Genomic DNA, 23,550 nt, shown 5'->3' on the forward strand with positions numbered 1-23,550 from the left:
GGACAGTTTTATAGGGCAAATGGCCGAACACTTGCGAATTCAGTTATAGCTCATCATCTTTCGGGTTGTCGACCGTATCATTGGCGCGGGGACGGCTACGGAAGGAAAATACTATGTCGCTGATACCCGGCGCCGGTGCCATCGGGCGCGGTTTCAACATTCTCGGTACGTACAGCACTCGTTCGCTGATGCCACAAATAGTCAATCTTGGTAGTGACAGCGGGAGCTGGGAATATCCGCCCAGTGGGATCACCTACGCGGTGCCGGAGAACGCTACGCCGGTGGAGTACACCAACACCACCGGATCGTCATATGTATACAATACGATCGATCAGTTCCAGTCTCATTTCTCCCAGAAGGCCGGCGTACAAACGTCTTATGGGGCGTTCAGCGCGCAGTTCGATGTGGCCTACAGTCAAACCATTAATACCGACCAGTCATATTATTATTGTATTTACGAATCCGATTTCACCGCTTGGGAACTCAATCTCAATCACACCTCGCAGCAGTGGCTGACTCCCGATTTCCGCGACGATCCGGATGTGCGCAACCTGCCGAACACCTTCACGCCGCAGAATCAAGAGCAATTCTTCGCCATGTTCCGCAAGTGGGGAACACATTTCGTGGGGCAGGTGGTGGTCGGCGGCAGCCTGGACTACTACGAGGCCGTCCAGACGATGTACTCCTCCAACCAGACACAGGTCAGCGTCAACGTACAGCTGGAGTACAAGGCCGTCTTCACCTCCACCAAGGCCGAATCACAAACGGAGTGGGAGGAACTCGGCAAGTCGTGGGCCGACAGCCGCCTGGTCACCGTGAACGCCACCGGCGGGGACAACTCCGTACTCAATGCGCTCAACCCCGGCTACGGCGATTCGGATGTCGGAATATTCGATCAGTGGTCCTCGGCTGTGATGAAGAACCCGTCGGTGATCGAGTTCTCCCTGCGACCGCTCAATGTGCTCTTCTCCGGAGACCAGGCCGCAGCGGTCGCGGCGGCGCTGGAGGCGTATACGAACGGTGCGATACTGTCCTATGCCGCAACCGATTACACCCCGGGCGGTGCACCCGGCGGCGGCAATGTGAGCACCACGTGGGGCATCATCGCCAATGGCAATGTCGCGATAGCGATCCCGGCGGTGGAACCCCCGCCACCGACCGTCGTCGGTCCCGGACAAGCGGCCCCGGTCGGCGGATACCAGCTGGCGCTGTACGACCCGCTCACCTTCGAGCAGCTCATGGTGCATCTGTATTACCAGACGTACCTGCCGAATACGCTGACCCCGGATCCATCGATCTACAAAGCCATGATGGCCGATCTGAATGCGGTCAACCGCAGCGGATACGTGGCAGCGGTGAGCGGCTTCGGCATCGACCTGCTGAACTACCCCTCACAGGATTTCCAGCACTGGTTGCTGAGTATCGGCGCCACCATGCAGGGGTGGAAGAAGTTCATCGGCTACAACAACAAGGGCGGCTCGGCCTGTTACATCGTACTGGGCCGGCAGGGCGCGGCGCCGGGATTCGCGCTGGAAATCCTGCAGGCCGTCTATTCACCCAATAGCTGGCTGGAGGAACCGTATTACTTCAATATGGACGCCTCCGCCGTCGGCCTGACCTACGGCCGCACCGCGAGCACCGGCTCGAAGTCCCATGCCCTCGGCTCGCTGGCACAACCGATCGAGCCCGCGAAACCGCCGAAACACCAGGAGCAGCACCCGCACCGCCGCGACTAGCGACGATCCGGCCGCACCCCGGCAGCTCCGCCGGGGTGCGGCCGGGCTCGCGCCGCGGGGATGCTGCCAATAGGCTGGCGCGGTGATTCCCGGGCGGACAGTGGTCGACGGGCGCTTCGAATTGCTCGAACCGCTCGGCAGTGGCGGTATGGGTACGGTCTGGCGGGCCTACGACCTCGCCCTGCATCGTGAAGTAGCACTCAAAGAGGTGCGCGCGGCCGATCCGGACCGCGCGAGTTCACCCGGTGTGCAACGGGAGCGCGTATTGCGCGAAGCCCGCGCCCTGGCCCGCATCGGGCACCCGAATGTGGTTGCCATCCACCACATTGTGGATTCCCCCGCCGAAGAGCATCCGTGGATCGTCATGGAGCTGGTGCGCGGCCGCACCCTCTCCGAGCAGATCGATATGGGTCCGATGCCGCCCGCCCAGGCCGCGTTCATCGGCCGCGGCATTCTCGCGGCCCTGCGCGCCGCACACGCCGTCGGCGTCCTGCACCGCGATATCAAACCCGCCAATGTGCTGCTGCGCGAGGACGGTTCACCGGTGCTGACCGATTTCGGTATCGCCGCGATCAACGGCATGGAAGGGCTGACCTCCACCGGAAGCGTGGTCGGCTCCCTCGATTACGTGGCGCCGGAACGACTGGGCGGTCAGGAGGGTCACCCCGCGTCCGATCTGTGGTCACTGGGTCTGGTGCTGTACGTCGCGGTGGAGGGCTATCACCCGATGCGCCGCGATACCTCCGTCGGCACGCTCGCCGCCGTGCTGCGCGGTGAGGTCCCCGCGCCCCGGCGCGCAGGGCCGCTGACCGCGGCGCTGCAGGCCATACTGGTCCCCGATCCTGGCCACCGGCCCACCGCCGAACAGGTGGATTGGCTACTCGCCCAGGCGCTCTCCGCGCCGAGCTCACCGTCCACGCCATTCGTACCGACAGCGCCGCCCCTGTCGTACGGCCCGGCGGCAACGTCCGCACCGTTCGCGCCGACGGTGACCTCCGCACCGTTCCCACAGACAGGTCCCTCCGCACAGTTCCCGCCGACGGGTCCCTCCGCACCGTTCAACCACACAGCGCATGTTCGCTCGAACGAAGCTCCGCCCACTCGGCAGCGACGGTGGATCGCGACCGGAACCGCGGCAACCGCTGCCATCGCCGTCATTGTTGTTGTTGCCGTACTTCTTCAGCCAGACAAGAGCACTAATCAGGCCAACCCCGGCCAACCTCCTGGCACTGCGGCGCATCCGGCCACCTCACTACCGGCCATCCCCGGAAATGCCTCCACCACCCCTGCCGCGGCGGCCACCACGGATGTGCTCACCCCGGCTGGGGTCCGCCAGGCGATCTCCGCGCTCGAACAGCTCACCGGCGGACAGCAATTCATCGAGACGACCTTCTATCCGGAATTCGTCAACACCGGCGCACCGGTCAAGGATCGCCCGACCGTGTACGACCAATTCACCTTCCGCGACGGAGTCGCCACCCGCACCGGCGCCGGCGGCCAACTGTCGGGTATACCGACCGTGGCGCTGAGCTCGATCGACTGGGATATCCTGCCCACCCTGCTGAGCACCGCGCAGAACAAACTCGGTGTCGCCAATCCCACCAGCCGCTACATAATCGTCGACCCCGCTTGGACTTTCAACGACCACAAGCCGACGCTGCTGGTGTACTTCTCCGACGAGTACAACGGCGGCGGCTACCTCGCCGCCGACGTCGACGGCACGGTCGTCAGTGTCCACAACAGCAAATAGTGGACCGAGCTACCGCGCTTCACCGAGCACGAGGTGCACGAAGGTGCCCGAAAGTCCGTACGTGCTCACACCGGCATACGCCGGGCCCGCATAGGGCCAGGCGATACCGGTCTGCACCGGCGCGATCCCCAGTCCGGACCAGTCCACCGCCGAGGTCGGTTGCTCGCAGTGCAGAGTGGCCGGGATATGCCGATGTTGCAGCGCGAGAGCGGCTTTCATCAATCCTGCCAGCCCGCCTGCCGCCTCGGGATGGCCGATATTGGATTTGATGGATCCGACGAGGCAGGGCTCCCCGACCGGGCGGTGCCGCCCCACGGCCGCGCCGATGGCCTGCAGCTCGAGATGGTCGCCGGCCGGTGCCGCATTACCGTGGGCTTCGAGGTACCCGATTTGCTGTGGCGCGAGACCGGCTGTGGCGCAGGCACGCTCGATGACCTGCAGATAACCGTCGATCGACGGCGCGATGACCGCCTTGGCCGTACGTCCCTTGCTGGCCTGAGCGCTGCCGTGGATGACGGCATGAATGCGGTCACCATCGCGGCGCGCCTGCTCGAGCATCTTGAGCACGACGACCCCGGCGCCATCGCTGCGAACGAACCCGTCGGCATCCTCGCTGCCGAAACGGCAACGGCCGGAAGGTGAGAGCATTCCGGCGGCGGCATACCCGCCGGTGTGGTCGGTCCCCCGCACGAGGCTGACACCGCCCGCGATCGCGGTCTCGCATTCCCCGGTACGCAGCGCCTGGCAGGCCAGATGCACCGCCAGCGTCCCGGACGAACCTTCCGCATCGACGGTGGCGCACGGGCCACGCAGATCCCAGGCATAGCTCAACCGGCCCGAAGCCATACTGCGCGCCGCCGCTCCGGCGATCGCGTACATATCGACGGGCCGGTCGCCGGAGCGGGTGTCCCAGTGCTCCGCGGTGCTCTGCCCCATGAAGACCCCGATCGCCGTACCCGCCAACTCGTCCTCATCGAGCCCGGCATCGCGCAGCGCATCGCGGGCCGTCACCATCAGCACCCGGTGCTGCGGATCCAGCTCGGCGTTCTCACGATCGGTGATATGGAAATCCTCGGGGCGGAAATCGGTTGTGCAGTCCGGGAATTCACCCTCGGCCACCGCGTCCCGACCGGCGTACAGCAGTCGCCACAGCTGCCCGTGGTCGGCGGCGCCCGGAAAACGGCACCCCATACCCACGATTGCGATCGGCTCGTTCGAGCTCATCGGATCCTTTCCCTGAAGCCCCAGCGTGGAGTGATGCCGTTCACAAGATCGTGAGTACCATAGCCGCGATCGATCAATCGTTGTGCACCTGATGGCGGTAGGAGCTCGGTCATCGCCGCCTGGCGGTGCTCGATCCGGAACACGGCCGCCAGCCCATGGTCACCCTCGCCGACCGCGCCACCCGCGCGGCACTCGATTTCGCCCTCAACTTCGATCTGCGGCTACGACAGCTCATCGCAGGTCGGCGGCACTGAGTCGGTGCGAATCCCCGCCCTGGGCACCGGCTTTCGGCGCTGCGAAAGACGTCAGCCGACCCGATGGCGATCGAGGACGAGCGCGTGCAGATCAGCCGGGGTCAGTCCGACCAGGGAATCTCGGAAGGTACGGCCGGGCGCGGTGGGGACGGCGATCTCACAGGGGATGACCAGGACCGTGCAGCCGGCGGCTTCGGCCGCCAGCGCACCGGTCGGCGAATCCTCGATGGCCACAGTGTGTTCCGGCGCGACCCCGAGCAGTTCGGCCGCGCGCAGGTAGACATCGGGTGCGGGTTTGCCCTGCGGCACCTCGTCCGCGCAGACCGTGGCGTGGAAGAAGCCGCGGCCGAGGGTGTCCAGACCGTATTCGGTGAGGGAACGCTTGGTATTGGTGACCAGCGCCATCGGAATCCCGGCCGCCTTCAGGGTAGCGAGCGCATCCGCCGCGCCCGGCCGCCACGGAACCGGATCCTGGAACAGCTCGATCACGCGCCGCTCGATCCATTCGCCGGCTTCGGCGACAGCGGCAGGGGTGGGATCGAGCCCCAACCCGGTGAACATGATGCGCATGGCATTCGGCCCCGAGGCGCCGATGAGCGCATGCCGCATCGCATCGTCCATCTCGTGGCCGAGCTCTGCCGCCAGCTCCCGGACCGCTATATCCCAGAGCTTCTCCGAGTCCAGCAGGGTTCCGTCCATATCCCACAACACCGCGTCCAACCGCGTCACCGGAACACCGCTCCTCTTCTCACATCCACTTCGAGCGCGCACCACACGTGACGCGGTGTTCAGCGTATCGGGTCGGCCTCAGGTCCCAGACGCCGCGATCACCAGTCCACCGCCGGACGAATCGACCTGGACCCACCGGCTTTCACTGGTGACCTGGCCATTACGCAGGGTGTACGTCAGATTGACCACCGCGCGATTCTCACCGGTGGCCGTCACACCACCGACGCTCACCGACGAAATACCGGCCCAGAACTGCGAGTACGCGTTGAACCCTCCGGTCGAGGCCTGATAGCCGGGCGACAGCTTGGACCAGGCAGCGCTCACATTGCCGGGCAGCATCCCGTAGTAGCCCTGAACAAACGAGGTCACCGACGACGCCGACGGCACCGCGGCCGCGGCCGGAGGCGGATTGGTCGGCGGCACCGCGGTCGTCGCAGGAGGTGCGGTGGTGGTACTCGGCCGCGCCGAGAGAGTGGTGCTGGGCGCGGGGGTCGTCGTGGGCGCGTGCGTAGCCGACCCGGCCTGCCCGCTGCCGTGGGTGGGCGCGACATTGCCGCCCGCATCGCCGCCGCCCGGGGCGGTGGCTCCGCCCGATGCGCTGGCGGTCGTCGGATTCACCGGCTCCACGGCGGTGCTGGTCCCATTGGCGACCGGACTGTTCTCCCCGGTATTGCGGCTGACCGCCATCGTCACCAGAACAGCGATCACCACCGCCGCCACCAGCCCCAGCGCAACCAGCGCGATCTGACGCCGATTACCGTCTTGCCCAGCGAGTTTGGCGGCAAAGGTGCCCGCCGGCGGCACCGGCGTCCCGGGCGCGGTGGCACGCGCCGAGGGCTTGTCCTTGGTCATATCGATGTGCACGGTCTCGTCACCGGCATTGGCCGTCGACACCTTGCCACTGCCGGTGGCCATCACCGTGGTCACCGCCGTACTGTCCACCACCGCGGTATTCGTCGCCGCGGGCAGCACCTTGGTAGGTGCGATCAGCGCGGTCGCCCGGCCATCGGCCACGGCCTGCAGTCGATCGGTCGCCTGCTCCATGGTCGGCCGGTCCCCCGGTTCCGCGGCCAGCAAATCCATGAGCACCGGTCCGAGCGCGCCGGCATTCCGCGGTTCGGGCACCTGCGCCCGCACGACGGAGTGCAGCAGCGCGAGCGGATTGTCGCCCTCACCGAACGGCGGCATACCTTCCACCGCCGCGTACAGCGTTGAGCCCAAAGCGAATACGTCCGACGGCGGTTCCGGATTCTCGCCGCGCGCCACCTCCGGCGCGAGGTAGGCGGGTGTACCCGCGAGGAATCCGGTGGAGGTCACCGTGACATCACCGATCGCACGCGAAATGCCGAAGTCGGTGATCTTCACCGTTCCGTCTTCGGCGACAAGGATATTGGCGGGCTTCACATCCCGGTGCACGATCCCGGCCTTGTGCGCGGCGGCCATCGCCGCCGCCACCTTGGCCCCGATCCGCGCGACCTCGGTAGGCGGGAGAATTCCCTTCTCCCGCATGAGCGCCGCCAGACTGACGGCGTCCACGAATTCCATGACCAGCCAGGGCTGCCCGTCCTCCTCCGCCACGTCGAAAACGGTGACGGCATTGGGATGGTGCAGCCGCGCCGCGATGCGCCCCTCCCGCATTGCGCGCATCTTGGCCTCGATCGCCTGGGACCGAGTCAACCCCGGTCCCAGCAACAACTGCTTGACGGCCACTGTCCGACGCAGCCGGACATCGGTCGCGCGCCACACGACCCCCATCGCACCGGTGCCGATCGGATCCGTTAGTCGGTACCGTCCCGCAATCAACCGGTCTGAAGTCATGTGGTTGTGCCCCTCCTGCTGGCTTTCGCGCCGAGCCACCCTGCAACGCTGCGCGACAAGCCCGAACCTCTACAAATCTTAGGCGTTGAAGTACTTCGCCTCCGGGTGCAGAAGTACGAACGCGTCCGTCGACTGCTCCGGATGCAGCTGCAGCTCCTCCGACAGCATCACTCCGATCCGGCCCGCGTCCAGCATGTCAACAAGTTTCGCGCGATCCTCCAGGTCGGGGCAGGCCCCGTATCCGAATGAGTACCGTGCGCCACGGTATCCGAGTTTGAAGTATTCCTGCACATCGGAAGGATCCTGTTCCGCGACGGAATGTCCTTCCACCACAAGCTCTTCCCGGATACGGCGGTGCCAGAACTCGGCGAGCGCCTCGGTGAGCTGCACGCCGATGCCGTGCACCTCGAGGTAGTCACGGTAATTGTCCTGCGCGAACAGCTCATTGGCGAAGTCGGCGATGGGCTGACCCATGGTGACCAGCTGGAACGGCAGCACATCCACCTGACCGCGCGCTGCCGCGAGTTCGCGGGAGCGAATGAAGTCGGCGATGTTCAGGAACCGGTCGCGCTGCTGGCGCGGGAATGTGAACCGATACCGTTCCGCTGCATCGGGTTTCGGCTCGGTGAGAACAATCACATCATCGCCCTCGGACACCGCCGGGAAGTAGCCGTACACCACCGCGGCATGCTGGAGCACACCCTCGGCAATGAGCCGGTCCAGCCAGTATCGCAGGCGCGGACGCCCTTCGGTCTCCACCAGATCCTCGTACGACGGCCCGTCGCCGGCCCGCTGTCCCTTCAGGCCCCACTGACCGAGGAACAGGGCTCGCTCGTCGAGCAGCCCGGAGTACTCGCTCACCGACAGCCCCTTGATGACGCGGGTGCCCCAGAACGGCGGCGTCGGCACCGGCAGATCCGCGGCCACATCCGAGCGCTCGGGCACCACGATCGGCGCCTCTTTGGCCTTGCGCTCCTCGGCGATTCGCTTGGACCGCTCGTGCCGGGCCTTGCGCTCGGCGGCCTTCTCCCGTTCGGCGATCGCCTGCGGGCTGTTGGGATCGATAGCGCCGCCACGCTTGCGGGTCATGATCTCGTCCATGAGATTGAGGCCCTCGAAGGCATCGCGCGCGTAGTGCACATCGCCCTCGTAGACCTCGGTGAGATCGTTCTCCACATAGGAGCGAGTCAGCGCCGCGCCGCCGAGCAGCACCGGGAACTGCTGCGCAACTCCCTTGGCATTGAGCTCGGCCAGGTTCTCCTTCATGACCACGGTGGATTTCACCAGCAGCCCGGACATGCCGATGACATCGGCCTTCTTGTCCACCGCGGCATCCAGGATCGCCGAAATCGGCTGCTTGATACCGATATTCACGACCTCGTAGCCATTGTTGGACAGGATGATGTCCACCAGGTTCTTGCCGATATCGTGCACGTCACCCTTGACGGTGGCCAGCACGATGCGGCCCTTGCCGGCATCGTCGGTGGACTCCATATGCGGTTCCAGATGCGCCACAGCGATTTTCATCACCTCGGCGGACTGCAGCACGAACGGCAGCTGCATCTGCCCGGATCCGAACAGCTCACCGACGGTCTTCATACCCGACAGCAGGGTGTCGTTGATGATCTGCAGCGGCGGGACCTGCTGCATGGCCTCGTCGAGGTCGGCTTCCAGACCATTGCGCTCGCCGTCCACAATCCGGCGCGCGAGGCGTTCGAACAGCGGCAGCAAGGCCATTTCCTCCGCGCGTGAGGCCTTGGACGAGGCCGCCGAGACACCCTCGAACATGGCCATCAGTTCCTGCAGCGGGTCGTAATCCTCGCGGCGGCGGTCGTAGATCAGGTCCAGGGCGATCTCGCGCTGGTTCTCCGGAATACGCGCCATGGGCAGGATCTTCGACGCGTGCACGATCGCCGAATCCAATCCGGCCTGTACACATTCGTGCATGAACACCGAATTGAGCACCTGCCGCGCGGCCGGGTTCAGGCCGAAGGAGATATTCGAAAGACCCAGTGTGGTCTGCACATTCGGATGCCGCTGCTTGAGCAGGCGGATGGCTTCGATGGTTTCCTGACCGTCCTTGCGGGACTCCTCCTGACCGGTGCCCAGGGTGAAGGTCAGCGTGTCGACAATGATGTCGGATTCGGCCAGCCCCCAGTTCTCGGTGATATCGGCAATGAGGCGCTCGGCAATGGCGACCTTGGTCTCGGCGGTACGCGCCTGACCGGTTTCGTCGATGGTCAAAGCCACCACGGCCGCACCGTGTTCGGCGACCAGCGCCATGGTCTGCTGGAACCGCGATTCGGGCCCGGCGCCGTCCTCGTAGTTGACCGAGTTGACCGCGCAGCGGCCACCGAGCTGCTCCAGCCCGGCCCGCAGCACCGGAAGTTCGGTGGAGTCCAACATGATCGGCAGCGTCGACGCGGTCGACAGCCGCGCGGCGAGCTCGTTCATATCGACCGCGCCGTCCCGGCCCACGTAGTCCACGCACAGATCCAGCATGTGCGCGCCGTCACGGATCTGATCCTTGGCGATGTCCAGGCACTTCTGCCAGTCCTCGGCCAGCATGGCATCACGGAAGGCCTTGGAGCCGTTGGCATTCGTGCGCTCACCGATCATCATCACGGACGCGTCCTGCTCGAACGGCACTGCGCTGTAGATGGAGGAGACGGCGGGCTCGTGCGCCGGCGTGCGCACCCCGGGGGTGACCTCGCGCACCGCAGCGCGCACCTGCCGAATGTGCTCGGGGGTGGTACCGCAGCAGCCGCCGACCAGCGCCAGCCCGAACTCGGACACGAAGCCGCTCAAGGCGATTGCGAGATCCTCCGGCGACAGCGGGTACTCCGCACCCTTGGCGCCCAGCACCGGCAGACCGGCATTCGGCATCACCGACACCGGCAGCTGCGCATGCTTGGACAGATGGCGCAGATGCTCGCTCATCTCGTCCGGGCCGGTGGCGCAGTTCAATCCGATCATGTCGATGCCGAGGTTCTCCAGCGCGGTGAGCGCCGCGCCGATCTCGGAACCGACCAGCATGGTGCCGGTGGTCTCCATGGTCACGTGCGTAATGATCGGAATCTTGCGGCCCGCGCGCGCCATGGCGTGGTGACTGCCGACGATCGCCGACTTCACCTGCAGCAGGTCCTGGCAGGTCTCGATGAGAATGGCGTCCGCGCCACCGTCGAGCATGCCGAGGGCGGCCTCGGCATAGGCATCGCGCAGTGTGGCGTACGGCGCATGCCCGAGGGTCGGCAACTTGGTGCCCGGACCCATGGAACCGAGCACGTACCGGGGAGTCCCGTCCTCGGTCGGTCCCATTTCGTCGGCGACCTCACGGGCGAGGCGGGTGCCGCGCTCGGACAGATCACGAATGCGATCGGAGATGTCGTAGTCGGCGAGGTTGGGCAGATTGCAACCGAAGGTATTGGTCTCGACGGCGTCCGCGCCGGCCTCGTAATACGCGCGGTGAATGCTTTTCAGCACGTCAGGGCGTGTTTCATTGAGGATTTCATTGCAACCCTCGAGGCCACGGAAGTCGTCCAAAGTCAGATCCGCGGCCTGCAACATGGTGCCCATCGCACCGTCGCCGATGACGACACGCCGACTGAGCGTGTCGAGTAGGGTGGTGTCGAACTCGGCGCGGGGGGACACAGACATGTACTCAAGAGTAGTGGGAGGCACGGACAATCCGAGCCTCGGTGTGGTGTGCCGCTCTCTGTCGGTCCCGGGGTCGACCCGCCAACCTGCGCGGTTGCGCGTCGCTGGCGCGTCTGACGAGCTCACCCCCTAAGCTGACCGGGTGAACGCCAGTGAACCCCCGGTGCCACCCGATTCGGACCTGCCTACGCTGCGGGATCCGATCCTCGTGGCCGCCTTCGAAGGCTGGAACGACGCGGCCGACGCGGCAAGTGGGGCAGTCGAGCACCTGGAACTGATCTGGGACGCGCAGCCGCTCGCCGAGCTGGACTCCGAGGATTATTACGATTACCAGGTGAACCGGCCGACGGTACGCCAGGTCGACGGCGTGACCCGCGAAATTCACTGGCCGTCCACCATGCTCTCGGTGTGCTCGCCCCCCGGCAGCGAACGGGATGTGGTGCTGCTGCGCGGGGTCGAACCGAATATGCGGTGGCGCAGTTTCTGCAATGACCTGCTCGAATTCGTGGAGCAGCTGGATGTGACAACCGTGGTGATCCTCGGCGCGCTGCTGGCCGATACTCCGCACACCCGGCCCGTTCCCGTCACCGGCACCGCCTATAACAAGGAAGCCGCCGAGCGCTTCAATCTCGAACAGACCCGCTACGAGGGACCGACCGGTATCACCGGAGTGCTGCAGGATGCCTGCGTGCGCGCAGGTGTGCCGGCCATCTCCTTCTGGGCCGCGGTGCCGCACTACGTCTCCCAGCCGCCGAATCCCAAGGCGGTCATCGCGCTGCTGCACCGGGTCGAGGATGTCCTCGATGTCGAGGTACCGCTCGGTGGTCTGCCCGAGCAGGCCGAGGAGTGGGAGGGCACGGTCAACGAAATGACCACCGGCGATGAGGAAATCGCCGAATACGTGCGCTCACTCGAGGAACGCGGCGATGCCGAAGTAGACCTCAACGAGGCCATGGCCAAGATCGACGGCGATGCCATCGCGGCCGAATTCGAGAAGTATCTGCGCCGGCGTGGGCGCGGCGGCTTCGGCCTCTGAGCGATTACGCGCACTTCGGTCATTCCGGCATGCTTTTGGCCGGGATCCATAGCCGCGCGCTGGATCTCAGCCAAAAGCGCGCCGGAATGACGGGGTGGTTCCGCGCAGCTCATGACTGAGTCGGATCTGTTTGTATACGCCGATCGGCGTGAATTCCTGGCTGCCGCCTCAGTGGTCCACGGCCCACACCTGAGCTGCTGCCTCATGTGCCAGTTTCGCGATGAGGATATCTCGCGGAATCGTCTGGCCGGCAAGATGATCGAGTGACGGCACCACCACATGGTGAGCATCGGCACGCTTGAGTTCGGCGGTCAGCTCCGCAAACGCGGTGCCGTCGCCGGGGGTCGATTCATGGAACGTGGCGGCGAAACAGAATCCTGCCGATTGGGCGAGGCTGGTCATTGCGCTCTCCAGCTCTTCGCTACACCCATCAGCCAGATCGTCACGCACGTACCCATAGATCAACGCTTCCACCCGAACCTCCGTTGGATTGGGGATCGCTGTCCTGTCGTGTGCCCATGTAAAGCATGGCGTTCTCTTGGATGCAATTGCAGATGTCAACCCACTGACATCCACGTGCCCTATCCGGGTCCATCGGGCGGTAACTGGTGAGATACTACAGAGCGTGTCCGCTGGCGACGATCGACCTGTCTGGGCTGTCCGAATGCGCGCCGAACGTGATGCTCGGGGGTGGTCTCAAGCCGACGCCGTGCGCGCCATGCGGGGTAAGTCGAGCCACAATCTGCCAACTGACAGCACACTTTTGCGCAACTGGCGGCGCTGGGAATCCGGGGAGTCCCGGCCCGATGATTTCTACGCGCCCATTATCGCGGCCGCCTTCGATACGGTGACCGCCGCTTTCTTCCCGAAGGCCCGGCCCAATCGCGATGACGAGCTGCTCTCGGCAACCGGGATGGACACGCTCGAGTTCATTGGGCGCCTTCGCATGTCCGATGTGTCCTCTGCGACTTTGGATGCCATCCACATCACCGCGGACCGGCTGTGCTCGGAGTACCCGTGCGCCGATCCGCACGAGCTACATTCCGAGGGCACCGCGTGGTTGCGGCGCATTACCTCCCTACTGGACGGTCGGCTTACGCTCGCGCAGCATCGCGAAGTTCTGGTGCTGGCCGGCTGGGTGGCTCTACTGGTCGGTTGCGTTGACTACGACCTGGGTTGGCGCACCGCCGCGGAAGCCACTCGCAGAGCCGCACTCTCGCTCGGCCAGGAGGCCGAGCACGCCGAAATCATCGGCTGGGGAGCCGAAATGGCCGCGTGGTTCGCCTCGACCCAGGCCAACTATCGCGGCGCCATCGAAACGGCCGAGGCCGCGCACGCCACCACCGAGCACCTCGGTGTGGGTGTGCAACTGGCCGCCCAGCGGGCCAAGGCCTGGGCGCGACTGGGCGATCGGCGTGAGATGGAAGCCGCACTCGCCCAGGGTCGTTCGATCCTGGACCGGCTCGACCATCCCGCCAATCTGGACAATCACTTCGTGGTCGATCCGCAGAAGTTCGACTTCTACGCCATGGACTGCTGCCGGGTCGCCGGTGACGACCGCCTCGCCGAAAGCTATGCCCGCCAGGTGATTCTGACCTCCACCCGCCCCGACGGCTCCATTCGCAAACCCATGCGGGTGGCCGAGGCGCACCTGACCCTCGCGGTCGTCGCGGTGCACGACCGCAATCTGGAGCTCGCCCTGGACGAGGGCATGCGGGCCTTCACCGGCAAGCGCCGCTCACTGCCCTCGCTCATGTGGATTGCCGGGGAGACCGCCCGCGAAATGATCCAGCACTTCCCGAGCGACCCGCGTACGCGCACCTATCTGGATCAGCTGCGCGCACTCGCGGCAGGTTGAGTCCTTCGCCTGCGGCAAGCCCGGACCATTCCGGTTACGCTCCAGCCCATGGACTTCAGTCTGTGGACCTGCGCTACCCGCGGGCACGAGACCTATGCCCCCGACGAGCCCGAGCTCGCCGCGCGCCTGCACATCGCCACCCCGGCCGGCGAATCCTGGCGCTGCCTGCGCTGCGGAGACTTCGTGCCCGGCGAACCGCGCCGCCACGGCCCCGCCGACAATGCCCCGGAGGTACCCCGGGGCCGGCTGCTGCGCGACCGCGTCATCATGCGGCTACTCGCCCTCGAGCGCATCTTCCGCGCCCTGGTGCTGCTGCTCGTCGGTGCGGGGGTGCTCAAGCTCCGCGGTTCCCAGGAACACTGGCGCACCAAATGGGGCGAGGAGCTGCCCTTGATTCGGCAGCTGGCCGACCAAATCGGCTGGGACCCCGACCATTCCAAGATCGTGCACTGGGTCGACAAAGCCTTCACCCTGTCCCCCTCCACCCTGATCTGGGTGGCCGTGGCGCTGTTCGCCTACGCCGCAATACAACTCATCGAGGCGGTCGGGCTCTGGCTGGTCAAGCGCTGGGGCGAATACTTCGCCGTCATCGCGACCAGCATCTTCCTGCCCCTGGAAATCTACGAACTCACCGAGAAGATCACCTTCCTGCGCGCCTCCGCCCTGCTGATCAACCTGGCCGCCGTCATCTGGCTGCTCTGGAGCAAGAGCCTGTTCGGCCTCAATGGCGGCTCCCGCGCCTACTACGCCGAACACCACACGGAAAGCCTTCTCACCGTGGAACGTTCGGCCGTGGCAGCCAAGGCGGAGCGCGCCGCCGCCGCAGGCTGAGGCAGATTCGCGGGACGGCTGCGGCCGGCGCGCGTATCGCGGTCACCGCGGCGGTTACGGAAAACGCCGTCTTTTCGGAGCTCGATGCCATTGGTTCGACTTGTTTCGCCAGGTCTGTGCCTAGCAGGATGGCGGGCGGTCGATGGTGCGGAGGAATGATGGCGGACTGGGAATCCGATCGGGATCGGGTGGTGACGGTGGCCGGGCTGATCGCGCCCGAGGCGCCGGGCATTGCGGTGGCGGTCCGCGAAGCGGCCGATCGCGATCATGCGGACCGGGACGAGGACCACGATTGCAAGTGGCACCTCGCCCAGGCCCAGGCCGAGTTGGTGGGCGGGGTCGGGGACGCGGGTCTGCTGGGCTGGTTCTACTACCAGGACGACTACAAAGACGTCCGCGAAGTACTGCGGGCGGTGCCGACCTTCCCGCAGGACCTCTCCTGGGACTGGTACGAACCGTTCCTGGCCGAGCGGGCCCCGTACGAGCACGACACGTTCGGCGCCATCGAACGGTTCCTGGAACTGATCGGCGAGCGGTGTTTCGAGATCGGGACGACCGTGGCCGCCCTGGAGAACGTCACCGACAACTACGCTCTGGTCTTCGTGCCCGCCGACCGCGCCGAAGCCCTCACCGCACTCGGATCGGACGTGGTCCGGGTGGTCCGCCTCGGCTGCTGGACCGGCCTGCACAGCGACCCGCAACCACATTGATCGCACAGCGCGCGTCGGCGTCGCACAACCCTTGCCAGAGCTGTTCGGTGGGGACATGCGCTGTTCGGTCTGACAATTCCCCGGTCTTGCCCGGACACCGGTCGGCTTCCCACATTGGCACGCGGAGTGCGGCGACGCGCTTCCTCTGCTTCCAGAATGCTGGCGCGTGCGCGCTACCCTCTTGCGGTGACCGAGTCCGCTGACGGATTGCTGACCGACCCAGGAGGGGCCGGGGTCGAGGAGTTTCCGCATGCCGAGCGGCTGCGGTTGTTCTCCTTCGCCACGGCCGAGAAGCGGGGCGACTACCTGTGGGTATTGCGCGCGTTCGATATGGCGCGCGGGGCCTATGTGGTGCTGCTGCACGCCTCCGATGTTGTCGAGACGCTCGCTCGTTGCCCGGGTGGTCCGGCGCTGACGCCCACCGAGGTGGGGCCGCTGCTCGAGCAACTGCATCAGTGGGGTGTGCTGGAGCGCAGTTACGACGGGACCAGGGCCGCGACTCTGGCCGAGTACCGCAATCGGCATTTCGTGTATCAGTTCTCGCAGGCCGGTTTTCAGGCATATCGGGCAGTGTCGGAGGTGCTGGAGGCGCGGCTGGACGAGGCGTCGCTGTCACGACTGGTCTTGCCGGAGCTGCTCGCCGATCTGCACACCCTCGCCGAGGCGAACAAGAGTGGGGATGCGCCCCGGGTGTACCGAGTGCTCAATCGCCTGGATCGGGCATTGTCCGATCTGGCGGATCGAGCGGCCCACTTCTATCTGACGCTCGGCGATCTGGTGCGCACCACCGAGGCGACGCCCGAGGCGTTCCTGGCGCACAAGGACGCGCTGCTCGCGCATATGCGGGAGTTCTCCATGGACCTCGCGCGGTTCGCGCCGCGCCTCGCCGCCGCGATTCGTGAGGTCGAGGAGACCGGGGTCGACGATCTCATCGAGCGCGCGGCCCGCTGCGATGAGCGGGTACTGCTCAATACCGCTGAGCGCGAAGCCGATTGGCGGGCGCGCTGGCAGGGTCTGCGGTCCTGGTTCGTCGGCGACGGCAGCGAAGGCGGCCTCACCGAATGCGAGCGCCTGCGCGAGGCGACCATGAGCGCCATCGCGGCGGTGCTGTCGCTGCTGCGCCGGGTGACCGAGACGCGCAAGGGCGGCGTCAGCCGGGAATCGGCGCTACGGCATCTGGCCGGCTGGTTCACGGCCACGCCCACCGGCGATGCCGCGCATGCGCTTTACGATGCCGTCTTCGGTTTGGGACGACCGCGCCATCTCGCCATGCATCATCCCGATGCCGATGTCATTCCGGCCATTCGATCCTGGTGGGACGCACCGCCGCTGGAGATCGCCCGCACACTCGCCGAAACTGGTCGCCCGCCGACGCCGGGCGCTCCGGCGCGGCTGCAGCGCAATGACGCCGGGATCCGCCGCCTGCGTGAGGCCCAGCTGGATTCGCAGCGCGCCCGCGCCGCGGCAGCGCGCTCCCTGGCCAGCGCCGATGTGCACGAGCGCGAACTCGACGAACGCGAGACCGAGGTCCTGCTGCGCCTGATCGACGCCGCCTCCACCGCGTGGGTGCCGATGAGCGGACGCGTTTCTGGCACAACGGGTTCCGACAGCGGTGTCACCCTCACCGTGTCGGAGTGCGAAGGCTCCACCGCCGTGCGCACCGCGCGCGGGCTCCTGCACCTCAATAACCGCCGCCTCCAAGTCCGCGAAACTGTCTCCACGCGTACGACCAAGACGGCGGGGCGGCCCGCCCGCACATCGGACACCGCCGCTGGGCGCAAATCCGCATCTCACGCCACACCCGAGCACGGTACCGACGGCGGGACGGTGGCCGACTGATGCACGCACGCACCATCGACTCCCTCGCGCTGGACAGCTACCAGCGCGCTGCCCGGATCGTGCTGGCCAATCACCTCATCACGCGCAACTATCCGGATCGGATTGCGCTGCCGCTGATTCGGCGCTGGGCGACCGAACTGCGGGAGGATATGGCCGAACTGTTCGGTTACCGCCTCGAGGTCACCGAGACCACGGCGCGACTGTTCCCGGTGCTCGATCAGCTGGATCCGGGACGGCCCGCGCGGACGACCGCAGACCGGCTCTTCGATCGCCGCCGCTACGCGTACCTGTCCCTGGCGCTGGCCGCGCTGGGACGGGCGGGCGATCAGATCACCTTGTCGGAGTTGGCCGATCAGGTCGCCTCGTACACCGAACGGGTGGACGGCCTGGACCTGGCGTCGGACCGAGCGGCGGACCGTGACGCGTTCGTGGACGCGGTGGGCTGGCTGGCCGCACGCGGCGCGGTCACCCTCGCCGACGGTGATGCGGGCGGCTGGGCGAGCGATCCCGAAGCGGGCGAGGCACTTTACGATATTGACCGCTCGGTGGTGTTCGCACTGTTCCGGCCGCCGCGTGCCCTGCAACATCTGCAGAGTGTCGGCGGACTGCTCGGCGAAGAGGCCGGTGGCGGCGATACCCGCTCTCCCGCAATCGCTCTGGCCTCCCGGTCGGTGCGGCGCGCACTGGTCGAGCAGCCGGTCGTCTACCTCGATGATCTGGCCGAACCGCACCGCTCACTGCTCGGTCAGGAGAAGCTGGTGCACGAGGTCGAGCTGGTGACCGGGCTGCGCGCCGAGCGCCGGGCCGAAGGTGTTGCGCTCATAGACAGTTCGGGCCGGCTCTCGGATGTGCGTTTCCCGGGCACCGGCACGCTCGCCCAGGTGGCCCTACTGCTGGCGGGTGAAATCGCCGACCTGGTACTGGATCTCGATACTCCGGTCGCTCGCATCCCCCGGCCCGACGTGCCGATCGCCGATCTGGTGGACCAGCTCGACAGCGCCATTCCCAGCGCCACCGTCTTCGCGCCGCTCGCCGATCCGTTCGACATCTTTGCGCCGGAAGAGGATTCGGACCAGCAGGAGCAGGAGCCGGAAATCCCGATCTACCCGTTCATCGAATCGGACTGGATCCGCGACACGGTGCAGATGCTCGCCAAGCGCTACGGCGCGACCTTCGCGGCGCAGTGGCAGGCGGATGTGCCCGGACTCACCACCGAGGCCGTCTCGCTGCTGGAACGCCTGCGGCTGGTGGAATCGGTCCACTCTCCCGAACTGGGTGCGGGCCTGATCATTCTGCCCGCGCTGGCCCGCTACCGCGGTGCCATCGTCACCATCCGGACCCGCTCGGAATCCGAATTGTTCATCTCGCCGGGCGACGTCGGGGAACCCGATGCCGAACCGGCACTTGTCTCGTCAGAGAAGGGATCCGGGAACTGATGGCCGACCTCATTCACGGTGGAGTCCGCTTCGTCCCCACCCGCGCGGGCATTATCAACCTGTGGGACTACCGGGATCAGGAGTTCTGCTTCGCGGACGGGCGCATCGTACTGCGCGGGCCCAATGGGTCCGGCAAGACCAAGGCGCTGGAGGTGCTCTTCCCGTTCGTGCTCGACGGGCGCATCGAACCGCGGCGGCTCAACCCGTTCGCGGGTGAAGAGCGCACCATGAAGTCGAATCTGCTGTACCGCAAACAGGAGTCGGCGTACTCCTACGTGTGGATGGAGTTCGCGCGCGGCAGCTGGGACGATCCGGAGACGGTGACCGTCGGCATCGGTATGCGCGCTACCCGCTCGTCCGACAAGGTGACACGCTGGTACTTCGTCGCGGACGGCCGTGTCGGCGTGGACTTCTCACTGCTCGGCCCGGACGATCGCCCGCTCACCCGTAAGCAGCTGGCCGAGCAGATCGGCGGCGACGCCATCATGGACCGGCCGGTCGAATATCGGGCCGCCATCGACGCCCGCATGTTCGGGCTCGGACAGCAGCGCTACGACCAGCTCATCAATCTGATTCTCACGCTGCGCCGTCCGCAGCTGGCCAAGAACCTGGACCCGCGCGGATTGTCGCAGGCGCTCACCGATGGTTTGCGGCCCCTGGACGAGCAGCTGATCCTGGACGCGGCCCGCTCCTTCAGCGATATGGAGGAGGTCGGGCGCACCCTGGAGGGCCTGGTCCAGGCCGACAGCGCCACGCGCGCCTTTGTCGGCGTGTACCGCAAATACCTTGCCGTGCAGGCGAAGACCGACGTCGACCAGGTTCGCGTCCGTCTGGACGCGGTCACCCACGCCAGCACCGCACTGCACGCCGCCGCCGCACTGCGCCAGCGCCGCGACGGCGATCGCGCCGCCGTCGAGACCCGCGCCGAGGATGCCGACCGCGCCTACGAGCAGGCGCTGGCCGATCGCGAAACCCTCCAGCGCTCCAGCGCTTACGAGGGCAAGCAGCAGCTCGACGATCTCGCCGACGCGGTCCGCCGGCTGGAGACCTCCTCCGCGGTGCACCGGGACAAGGCGCTCAAGGCCCGCCAGACCGTCGACCAGCGCGCCCAGGAGTCCGAGCGCGCTCAGGCCGCCGTCCAGCACGCCTCCTCCGCCCTCTCGCGCGGTGAGGACGAATTGCGCTCCGCCGCAGAGGAAGCGGGCATCGGCTGGACCGCCCTGCCCGAGCAGGCCCGCACCGAACACCTGACCACCACCGTCCGCAGTCACGCCGAGGAGCGTGACGCCGACGTCCGCGCCGTGCGCCGTGCCCTCACCATGGTCGACGCCGCCGTCACCGAACGCACCCGCGCCGAACGCGCCGCCCAGCGCGCCACCGAATTGCGTGAGGCAGCCGGAGCCGAACTCGCCCAGGCCGAAGCCTCGGTCGTGCTCGCCCGCTCCGATACCGCCATCTCCCTGCGGGATTGGTGGGACACCCACCGCGAGGTCTACTCCCCCATTCGCGAGGGTCTCTTCGAAGCCCTCAACGACGCCCTCTCCCACGCGGGCACCGAGCACCTGACTCCCCAGCGAACCAGTGCCGCAGCCGGAATGCTCAGCGCCACCGGAGCGTCAGCAGGCGGCAAGGGCCGCAGCCGCAAGGGCGCAGCCGACAGCCACGGGCCGGACGCCACGGCTGCCGACGGCGGCGACGCCGGTCCGAGCGGGGCGGCAGCCGGCGCTGACAGGGCTGCTTCGGCTCCCGCCGATGAGGCCGCGGTGCTCGCGACCCCCGCCGAGGTACTCGCGGACCGTACCGAGCCGCTGACCGAGGAGATCCGCACCCGCCGCCAGGAAGCCCGTGCGCACGCCGCCCAGGCCCAGGCCCGCGCCGCCGGACTCCGCGCCGAGCGCGAGCAGGTCGCCGCCGAGCGCGATGACGCCCCACCGGCATTCGCCGCCCGCACCGATGTGCGCGGCGAGCGTCCGGGCGCTCCGCTCTGGCGGCTCGTCCGCTTCGCCGACAAGATCGATCCGGCCGCCGCCGCCGGTATCGAAGCGGCGCTCCAGGCCGCGAACCTGCTCGACGCGTGGGTCTGCGCCGATTCCGAACTGCCGGAACACGCTTCGGACCAGTTCCTGGTGCCGCTGCCGAAGGCCCAGCGACCCACCGGCCGGACCCTCGCCGATGTGCTTGTGGTGGAGGACGATTCCGACACACTGACGGTGCCGCGCCAAACCGTCGCCGACGTGCTCGCCTCCATTTCCCTGCACGAGGCCACAACGAAGGGCTCGAAAGCCGCTGCGGGCGAGCTACTCACCATTGCCACCGATGGCTGCTACCGGCAGGGAGTCCAGTTCGGGCGGCATCTCAAGGGGGATGCGGAGTTCATCGGGACCACCGCTCGCGCACGTCGCCGGGAGCTGCGGCTGGCCGAGTTGGCGGCCGCCATCGAGTCGGCCGAGACGGCTGCGGAGGATGCGAACGCGCAGGAGCAGGCTGCCACCGCCGAGCTGGCGCGGGTTTCGGCTGCGGCCAAGGCGCTTCCGCGTACTACCGCGGTAACCGCGGCACTGCGCGCCGTCTCCGAGGCCGCGGGCATGCTGCGGTCACGGTCGGAGGCCGCCGGGCAGGCGGAGCGGGACCTCGATCAGGCGGTCAGCGAATATTCGACCGCCGACAAGAAGGTTCGCGCTATCGCGGCCGATCACCAGGCACCGCGGGATCCGGCCGAGCTGGATGCGCTGGCAGCGGCCGTGCGGCACTTCGAGAATGCGGGCACGGCACTGCTGCGGCTGCGCGGGGACCATCAGCGCGAGAACGAACGATCACGGGAATCGGGCGACCGGCTCGACGAGGCGAACGATCTCGCGGAGGCTTTCGCCGAGGAAGCCGAGGCGGCACGCAGCGGATACGAGGAGCAGCAGCGGAAGCTGGAAACGCTGCGGGAGGCGCTCGGTGCGGGAGCAGCCGATATCGACCGCGAACTCGAGCATGCCCGCGAGCGCATCGATGCCGCACGCGCGGAACAGAAGTCGGCCCGCAAGGCCGCGCACGAGGCCATCGAGGCGGTCGGCACCGCGGAGGGCGCGCATCGGGCGGCACACGACACCCTCGGGACGGCGCTCACCGAATTGCTGGCCGATGTGCGGCATCTGGCCCCCTACGCCCGACCGGATCTGCTGAGCCTGCTCGGCGCACCGGTCGAGAGTCGCTGGCCCAGTAGCGATGCCGCCTGGTCGACCCCCGAACAGCTGCTGTACCGCATCGAGAACGGCGATCCCGAACAGGAGCCGGCCGTCCTGCCCGACGACGTGGCGGCGCTGTTCGAGAACCTCGCCACCGCAACCACTTCGGTGCGGGCCGGAGAAGCCACCCGCAAGACGACGCGCAGCGCGGTCACCACCGCCCTGCAGGAGTTCGACGCGGCCCTCACCGCCGCCCGGCAGGATTACCGCCTGCACTGGGACGCCGCCGACGGTCTCACCGTGGTGCAGGTGCACGACGACCACGGGCTGTCCGCGCTGGCCGATTTCGCCGAGCGGATCGGCGCGGCGCGCAAGGATCAGGAGTTGCTGCTCACCGATTCCGAGCGCCGGATCCTGGAGGATGCGCTGCTCACCGGTCTGGCCCAGCAGATTCACGAACGCACGAGCGACGCACGCGATCTCATCAATCGCATGGGTATGGAGATGAAGCAGCGGCGCATGTCCTCGGGCAATACCATCGGCGTGCACTGGGTGCTGGCCGATACCCTCTCGGAGCCGGCGCGGGCGGTGTGCAAGCTGCTCGATCGCGATTCCTCCGAGCTGGTCCCGGACGATCTGGCCACCATCCGTTCGCATTTCGCCGCCGAGATCCGCGCGGCTCGCGCCGCGCATCCGGAGCGGTCGTTCCCGGAGATCCTGGCAGCCACCCTGGATTACCGGACTTGGCGGGTGTTCTCGTTCACCATCATCACCGCCGACGGCACCGAGGACCGGCTCACCGTGGCCCGGCACAGCGCGCTGTCGGGCGGTGAGCAGTCGGTCTCACTGCACCTGCCACTCTTCGCCGCCGCGCACGTCATGCTCGATTCGGCCGACCCGCAGGCCCCGCGCCTGCTCGCGCTGGACGAGGCATTCGCGGGCGTCGATGACAACGGCCGTAGCGAACTGCTCGGTCTGTCGGTGCAATTCGACCTGGACCTGTTCATGACCGGTTACGACCTCTGGATCACCTACCAGCACGTCCCGGGTTGCGCGCACTACGATCTGGCGCATTCGGCGGCCGAGAATACCGTCAGCGCAACGCTGCTGGTGTGGGACAGTGATGATCTGCTGGCCGAGCACGACGGCTCCGATCTCACCGCCGCACTCGGCTCGCCCAACCGCCGCCGCCTCCCCCATCGTGTCGAAGGCGCCATAGCGCTGCTCTAGTCGACATCCCGAAATGTCGCGATACCGCCGCCCGGACAGCTGCACTGTCCGGGCGGCGGTGTCTCCAGTGTCCCAACAACTCCCGACAAATCGGCCAGGTAACCGGTTCGCCCGCCTCGCCCTGTTCGTCCCCCTGTGAGAGCCGCGACGCCGTCCAGTGGCCTGAACGCCGCGACCGCGAGCATCCCTGACACCCGGTCCGAAACAGCCCTGGTAAACACCCCGTGCGCCAGCGGATTACGCGTGTCGCGGCGCGGCACGCCGTAAGG

General features: G+C 67.0%; 15 protein-coding genes. 10 read left to right on the top strand and 5 right to left on the bottom strand.

The window, feature by feature from the left end; translation table 11 throughout:
- Positions 1-113 precede the first annotated feature (113 nt).
- Complete coding sequence (locus JWN03_RS17065) at positions 114-1,736, top strand: MAC/perforin domain-containing protein (protein WP_297615642.1); 1,623 nt, start codon at positions 114-116, stop codon at positions 1,734-1,736.
- Positions 1,737-1,818: 82 nt separating this feature from the next.
- Positions 1,819-3,486 (top strand): serine/threonine-protein kinase, encoded by a 1,668-nt coding sequence (locus tag JWN03_RS17070; RefSeq protein WP_297615644.1) that lies wholly within the window; start codon positions 1,819-1,821, stop codon positions 3,484-3,486.
- 9 nt (positions 3,487-3,495) lie between these two features.
- On the opposite strand, the gene JWN03_RS17075 is transcribed toward JWN03_RS17070, so the two are convergent.
- The gene (locus JWN03_RS17075; RefSeq protein ID WP_297615646.1) at positions 3,496-4,710 is read right to left on the bottom strand and encodes a polyketide synthase; all 1,215 of its coding nucleotides are present in this window, start codon (positions 4,708-4,710) and stop codon (positions 3,496-3,498) included.
- A gap of 125 nt (positions 4,711-4,835) precedes the next feature.
- Here JWN03_RS17075 and JWN03_RS17080 point away from each other — a divergent pair, with 125 nt between their 5' ends.
- On the top strand, positions 4,836-4,964 hold the full coding sequence (locus JWN03_RS17080; protein WP_297615648.1) for a hypothetical protein: 129 nt from the start codon (positions 4,836-4,838) through the stop codon (positions 4,962-4,964).
- 51 nt (positions 4,965-5,015) lie between these two features.
- Here JWN03_RS17080 and JWN03_RS17085 read toward each other — a convergent pair whose 3' ends face one another.
- The 3 genes from JWN03_RS17085 to metH all read right to left on the bottom strand — a co-directional run bounded on the left by JWN03_RS17085 (position 5,016) and on the right by metH (position 11,168).
- Positions 5,016-5,693: an HAD family hydrolase gene (locus JWN03_RS17085; RefSeq protein ID WP_297615650.1), complete on the bottom strand. Its 678-nt coding sequence runs from the start codon at positions 5,691-5,693 to the stop codon at positions 5,016-5,018.
- 78 nt (positions 5,694-5,771) lie between these two features.
- Positions 5,772-7,511, bottom strand: a complete 1,740-nt coding sequence (locus JWN03_RS17090; protein ID WP_297615652.1) for a serine/threonine-protein kinase — start codon at positions 7,509-7,511, stop codon at positions 5,772-5,774.
- Positions 7,512-7,589: 78 nt separating this feature from the next.
- Positions 7,590-11,168, bottom strand: coding sequence for a methionine synthase (gene metH / locus JWN03_RS17095; protein ID WP_297615653.1), 3,579 nt, complete (start codon positions 11,166-11,168; stop codon positions 7,590-7,592).
- Between the two features lie 142 nt (positions 11,169-11,310).
- On the opposite strand from metH, the gene JWN03_RS17100 reads away from it, so the two are divergent.
- Complete coding sequence (locus JWN03_RS17100; RefSeq protein WP_297615655.1) at positions 11,311-12,204, top strand: PAC2 family protein; 894 nt, start codon at positions 11,311-11,313, stop codon at positions 12,202-12,204.
- Between the two features lie 168 nt (positions 12,205-12,372).
- Here JWN03_RS17100 and JWN03_RS17105 read toward each other — a convergent pair whose 3' ends face one another.
- Positions 12,373-12,678 (bottom strand): hypothetical protein, encoded by a 306-nt coding sequence (locus JWN03_RS17105; protein WP_297615657.1) that lies wholly within the window; start codon positions 12,676-12,678, stop codon positions 12,373-12,375.
- A gap of 190 nt (positions 12,679-12,868) precedes the next feature.
- Between JWN03_RS17105 and JWN03_RS17110 the strand changes: the two genes are divergently transcribed.
- The 6 genes from JWN03_RS17110 to JWN03_RS17135 all read left to right on the top strand — a co-directional run bounded on the left by JWN03_RS17110 (position 12,869) and on the right by JWN03_RS17135 (position 23,281).
- Entirely contained in the window at positions 12,869-14,062 is a 1,194-nt protein-coding gene (locus tag JWN03_RS17110) for an XRE family transcriptional regulator (protein WP_297615659.1), read from the top strand.
- A 48-nt stretch (positions 14,063-14,110) separates the two neighbouring features.
- A complete protein-coding gene (locus tag JWN03_RS17115; RefSeq protein ID WP_297615661.1) occupies positions 14,111-14,893 on the top strand; it encodes a DUF2127 domain-containing protein in 783 nt (260 codons plus the stop codon).
- 155 nt (positions 14,894-15,048) lie between these two features.
- Complete coding sequence (locus JWN03_RS17120) at positions 15,049-15,603, top strand: DUF6630 family protein (RefSeq protein WP_297615663.1); 555 nt, start codon at positions 15,049-15,051, stop codon at positions 15,601-15,603.
- 261 nt (positions 15,604-15,864) lie between these two features.
- A complete protein-coding gene (locus JWN03_RS17125; protein ID WP_366914440.1) occupies positions 15,865-17,442 on the top strand; it encodes a TIGR02677 family protein in 1,578 nt (525 codons plus the stop codon).
- Positions 17,442-18,878 carry a TIGR02678 family protein gene (locus tag JWN03_RS17130; RefSeq protein WP_297615666.1) on the top strand — a complete coding sequence of 479 codons (1,437 nt, stop codon included), beginning with the start codon at positions 17,442-17,444 and terminating at the stop codon, positions 18,876-18,878. Before JWN03_RS17125 ends, JWN03_RS17130 begins: the two co-directional genes overlap by 1 nt.
- The gene (locus JWN03_RS17135) at positions 18,878-23,281 is read left to right on the top strand and encodes an SbcC/MukB-like Walker B domain-containing protein (protein ID WP_297615668.1); all 4,404 of its coding nucleotides are present in this window, start codon (positions 18,878-18,880) and stop codon (positions 23,279-23,281) included. The genes JWN03_RS17130 and JWN03_RS17135 overlap by 1 nt, the downstream gene beginning before the upstream one ends.
- Positions 23,282-23,550: the final 269 nt, after the last annotated feature.

Origin of the sequence: Nocardia sp., assembly GCF_025465275.1 — a bacterium.
GTDB lineage: Bacteria > Actinomycetota > Actinomycetes > Mycobacteriales > Mycobacteriaceae > Nocardia.

Bases quoted from the DNA above. Each gene is read 5' to 3' on its own strand.
- JWN03_RS17075 (WP_297615646.1), bottom strand. From the start codon at position 4,710: ATGAGCTCGAACGAGCCGATCGCAATCGTGGGTATGGGGTGCCGTTTT.
- JWN03_RS17115 (WP_297615661.1), top strand. From the start codon at position 14,111: ATGGACTTCAGTCTGTGGACCTGCGCTACCCGCGGGCACGAGACCTAT.
- JWN03_RS17120 (WP_297615663.1), top strand. From the start codon at position 15,049: ATGATGGCGGACTGGGAATCCGATCGGGATCGGGTGGTGACGGTGGCC.
- JWN03_RS17090 (WP_297615652.1), bottom strand. From the start codon at position 7,511: ATGACTTCAGACCGGTTGATTGCGGGACGGTACCGACTAACGGATCCG.
- metH (WP_297615653.1), bottom strand. From the start codon at position 11,168: ATGTCTGTGTCCCCCCGCGCCGAGTTCGACACCACCCTACTCGACACG.
- JWN03_RS17135 (WP_297615668.1), top strand. From the start codon at position 18,878: ATGGCCGACCTCATTCACGGTGGAGTCCGCTTCGTCCCCACCCGCGCG.
- JWN03_RS17065 (WP_297615642.1), top strand. From the start codon at position 114: ATGTCGCTGATACCCGGCGCCGGTGCCATCGGGCGCGGTTTCAACATT.
- JWN03_RS17130 (WP_297615666.1), top strand. From the start codon at position 17,442: ATGCACGCACGCACCATCGACTCCCTCGCGCTGGACAGCTACCAGCGC.
- JWN03_RS17110 (WP_297615659.1), top strand. From the start codon at position 12,869: ATGCGCGCCGAACGTGATGCTCGGGGGTGGTCTCAAGCCGACGCCGTG.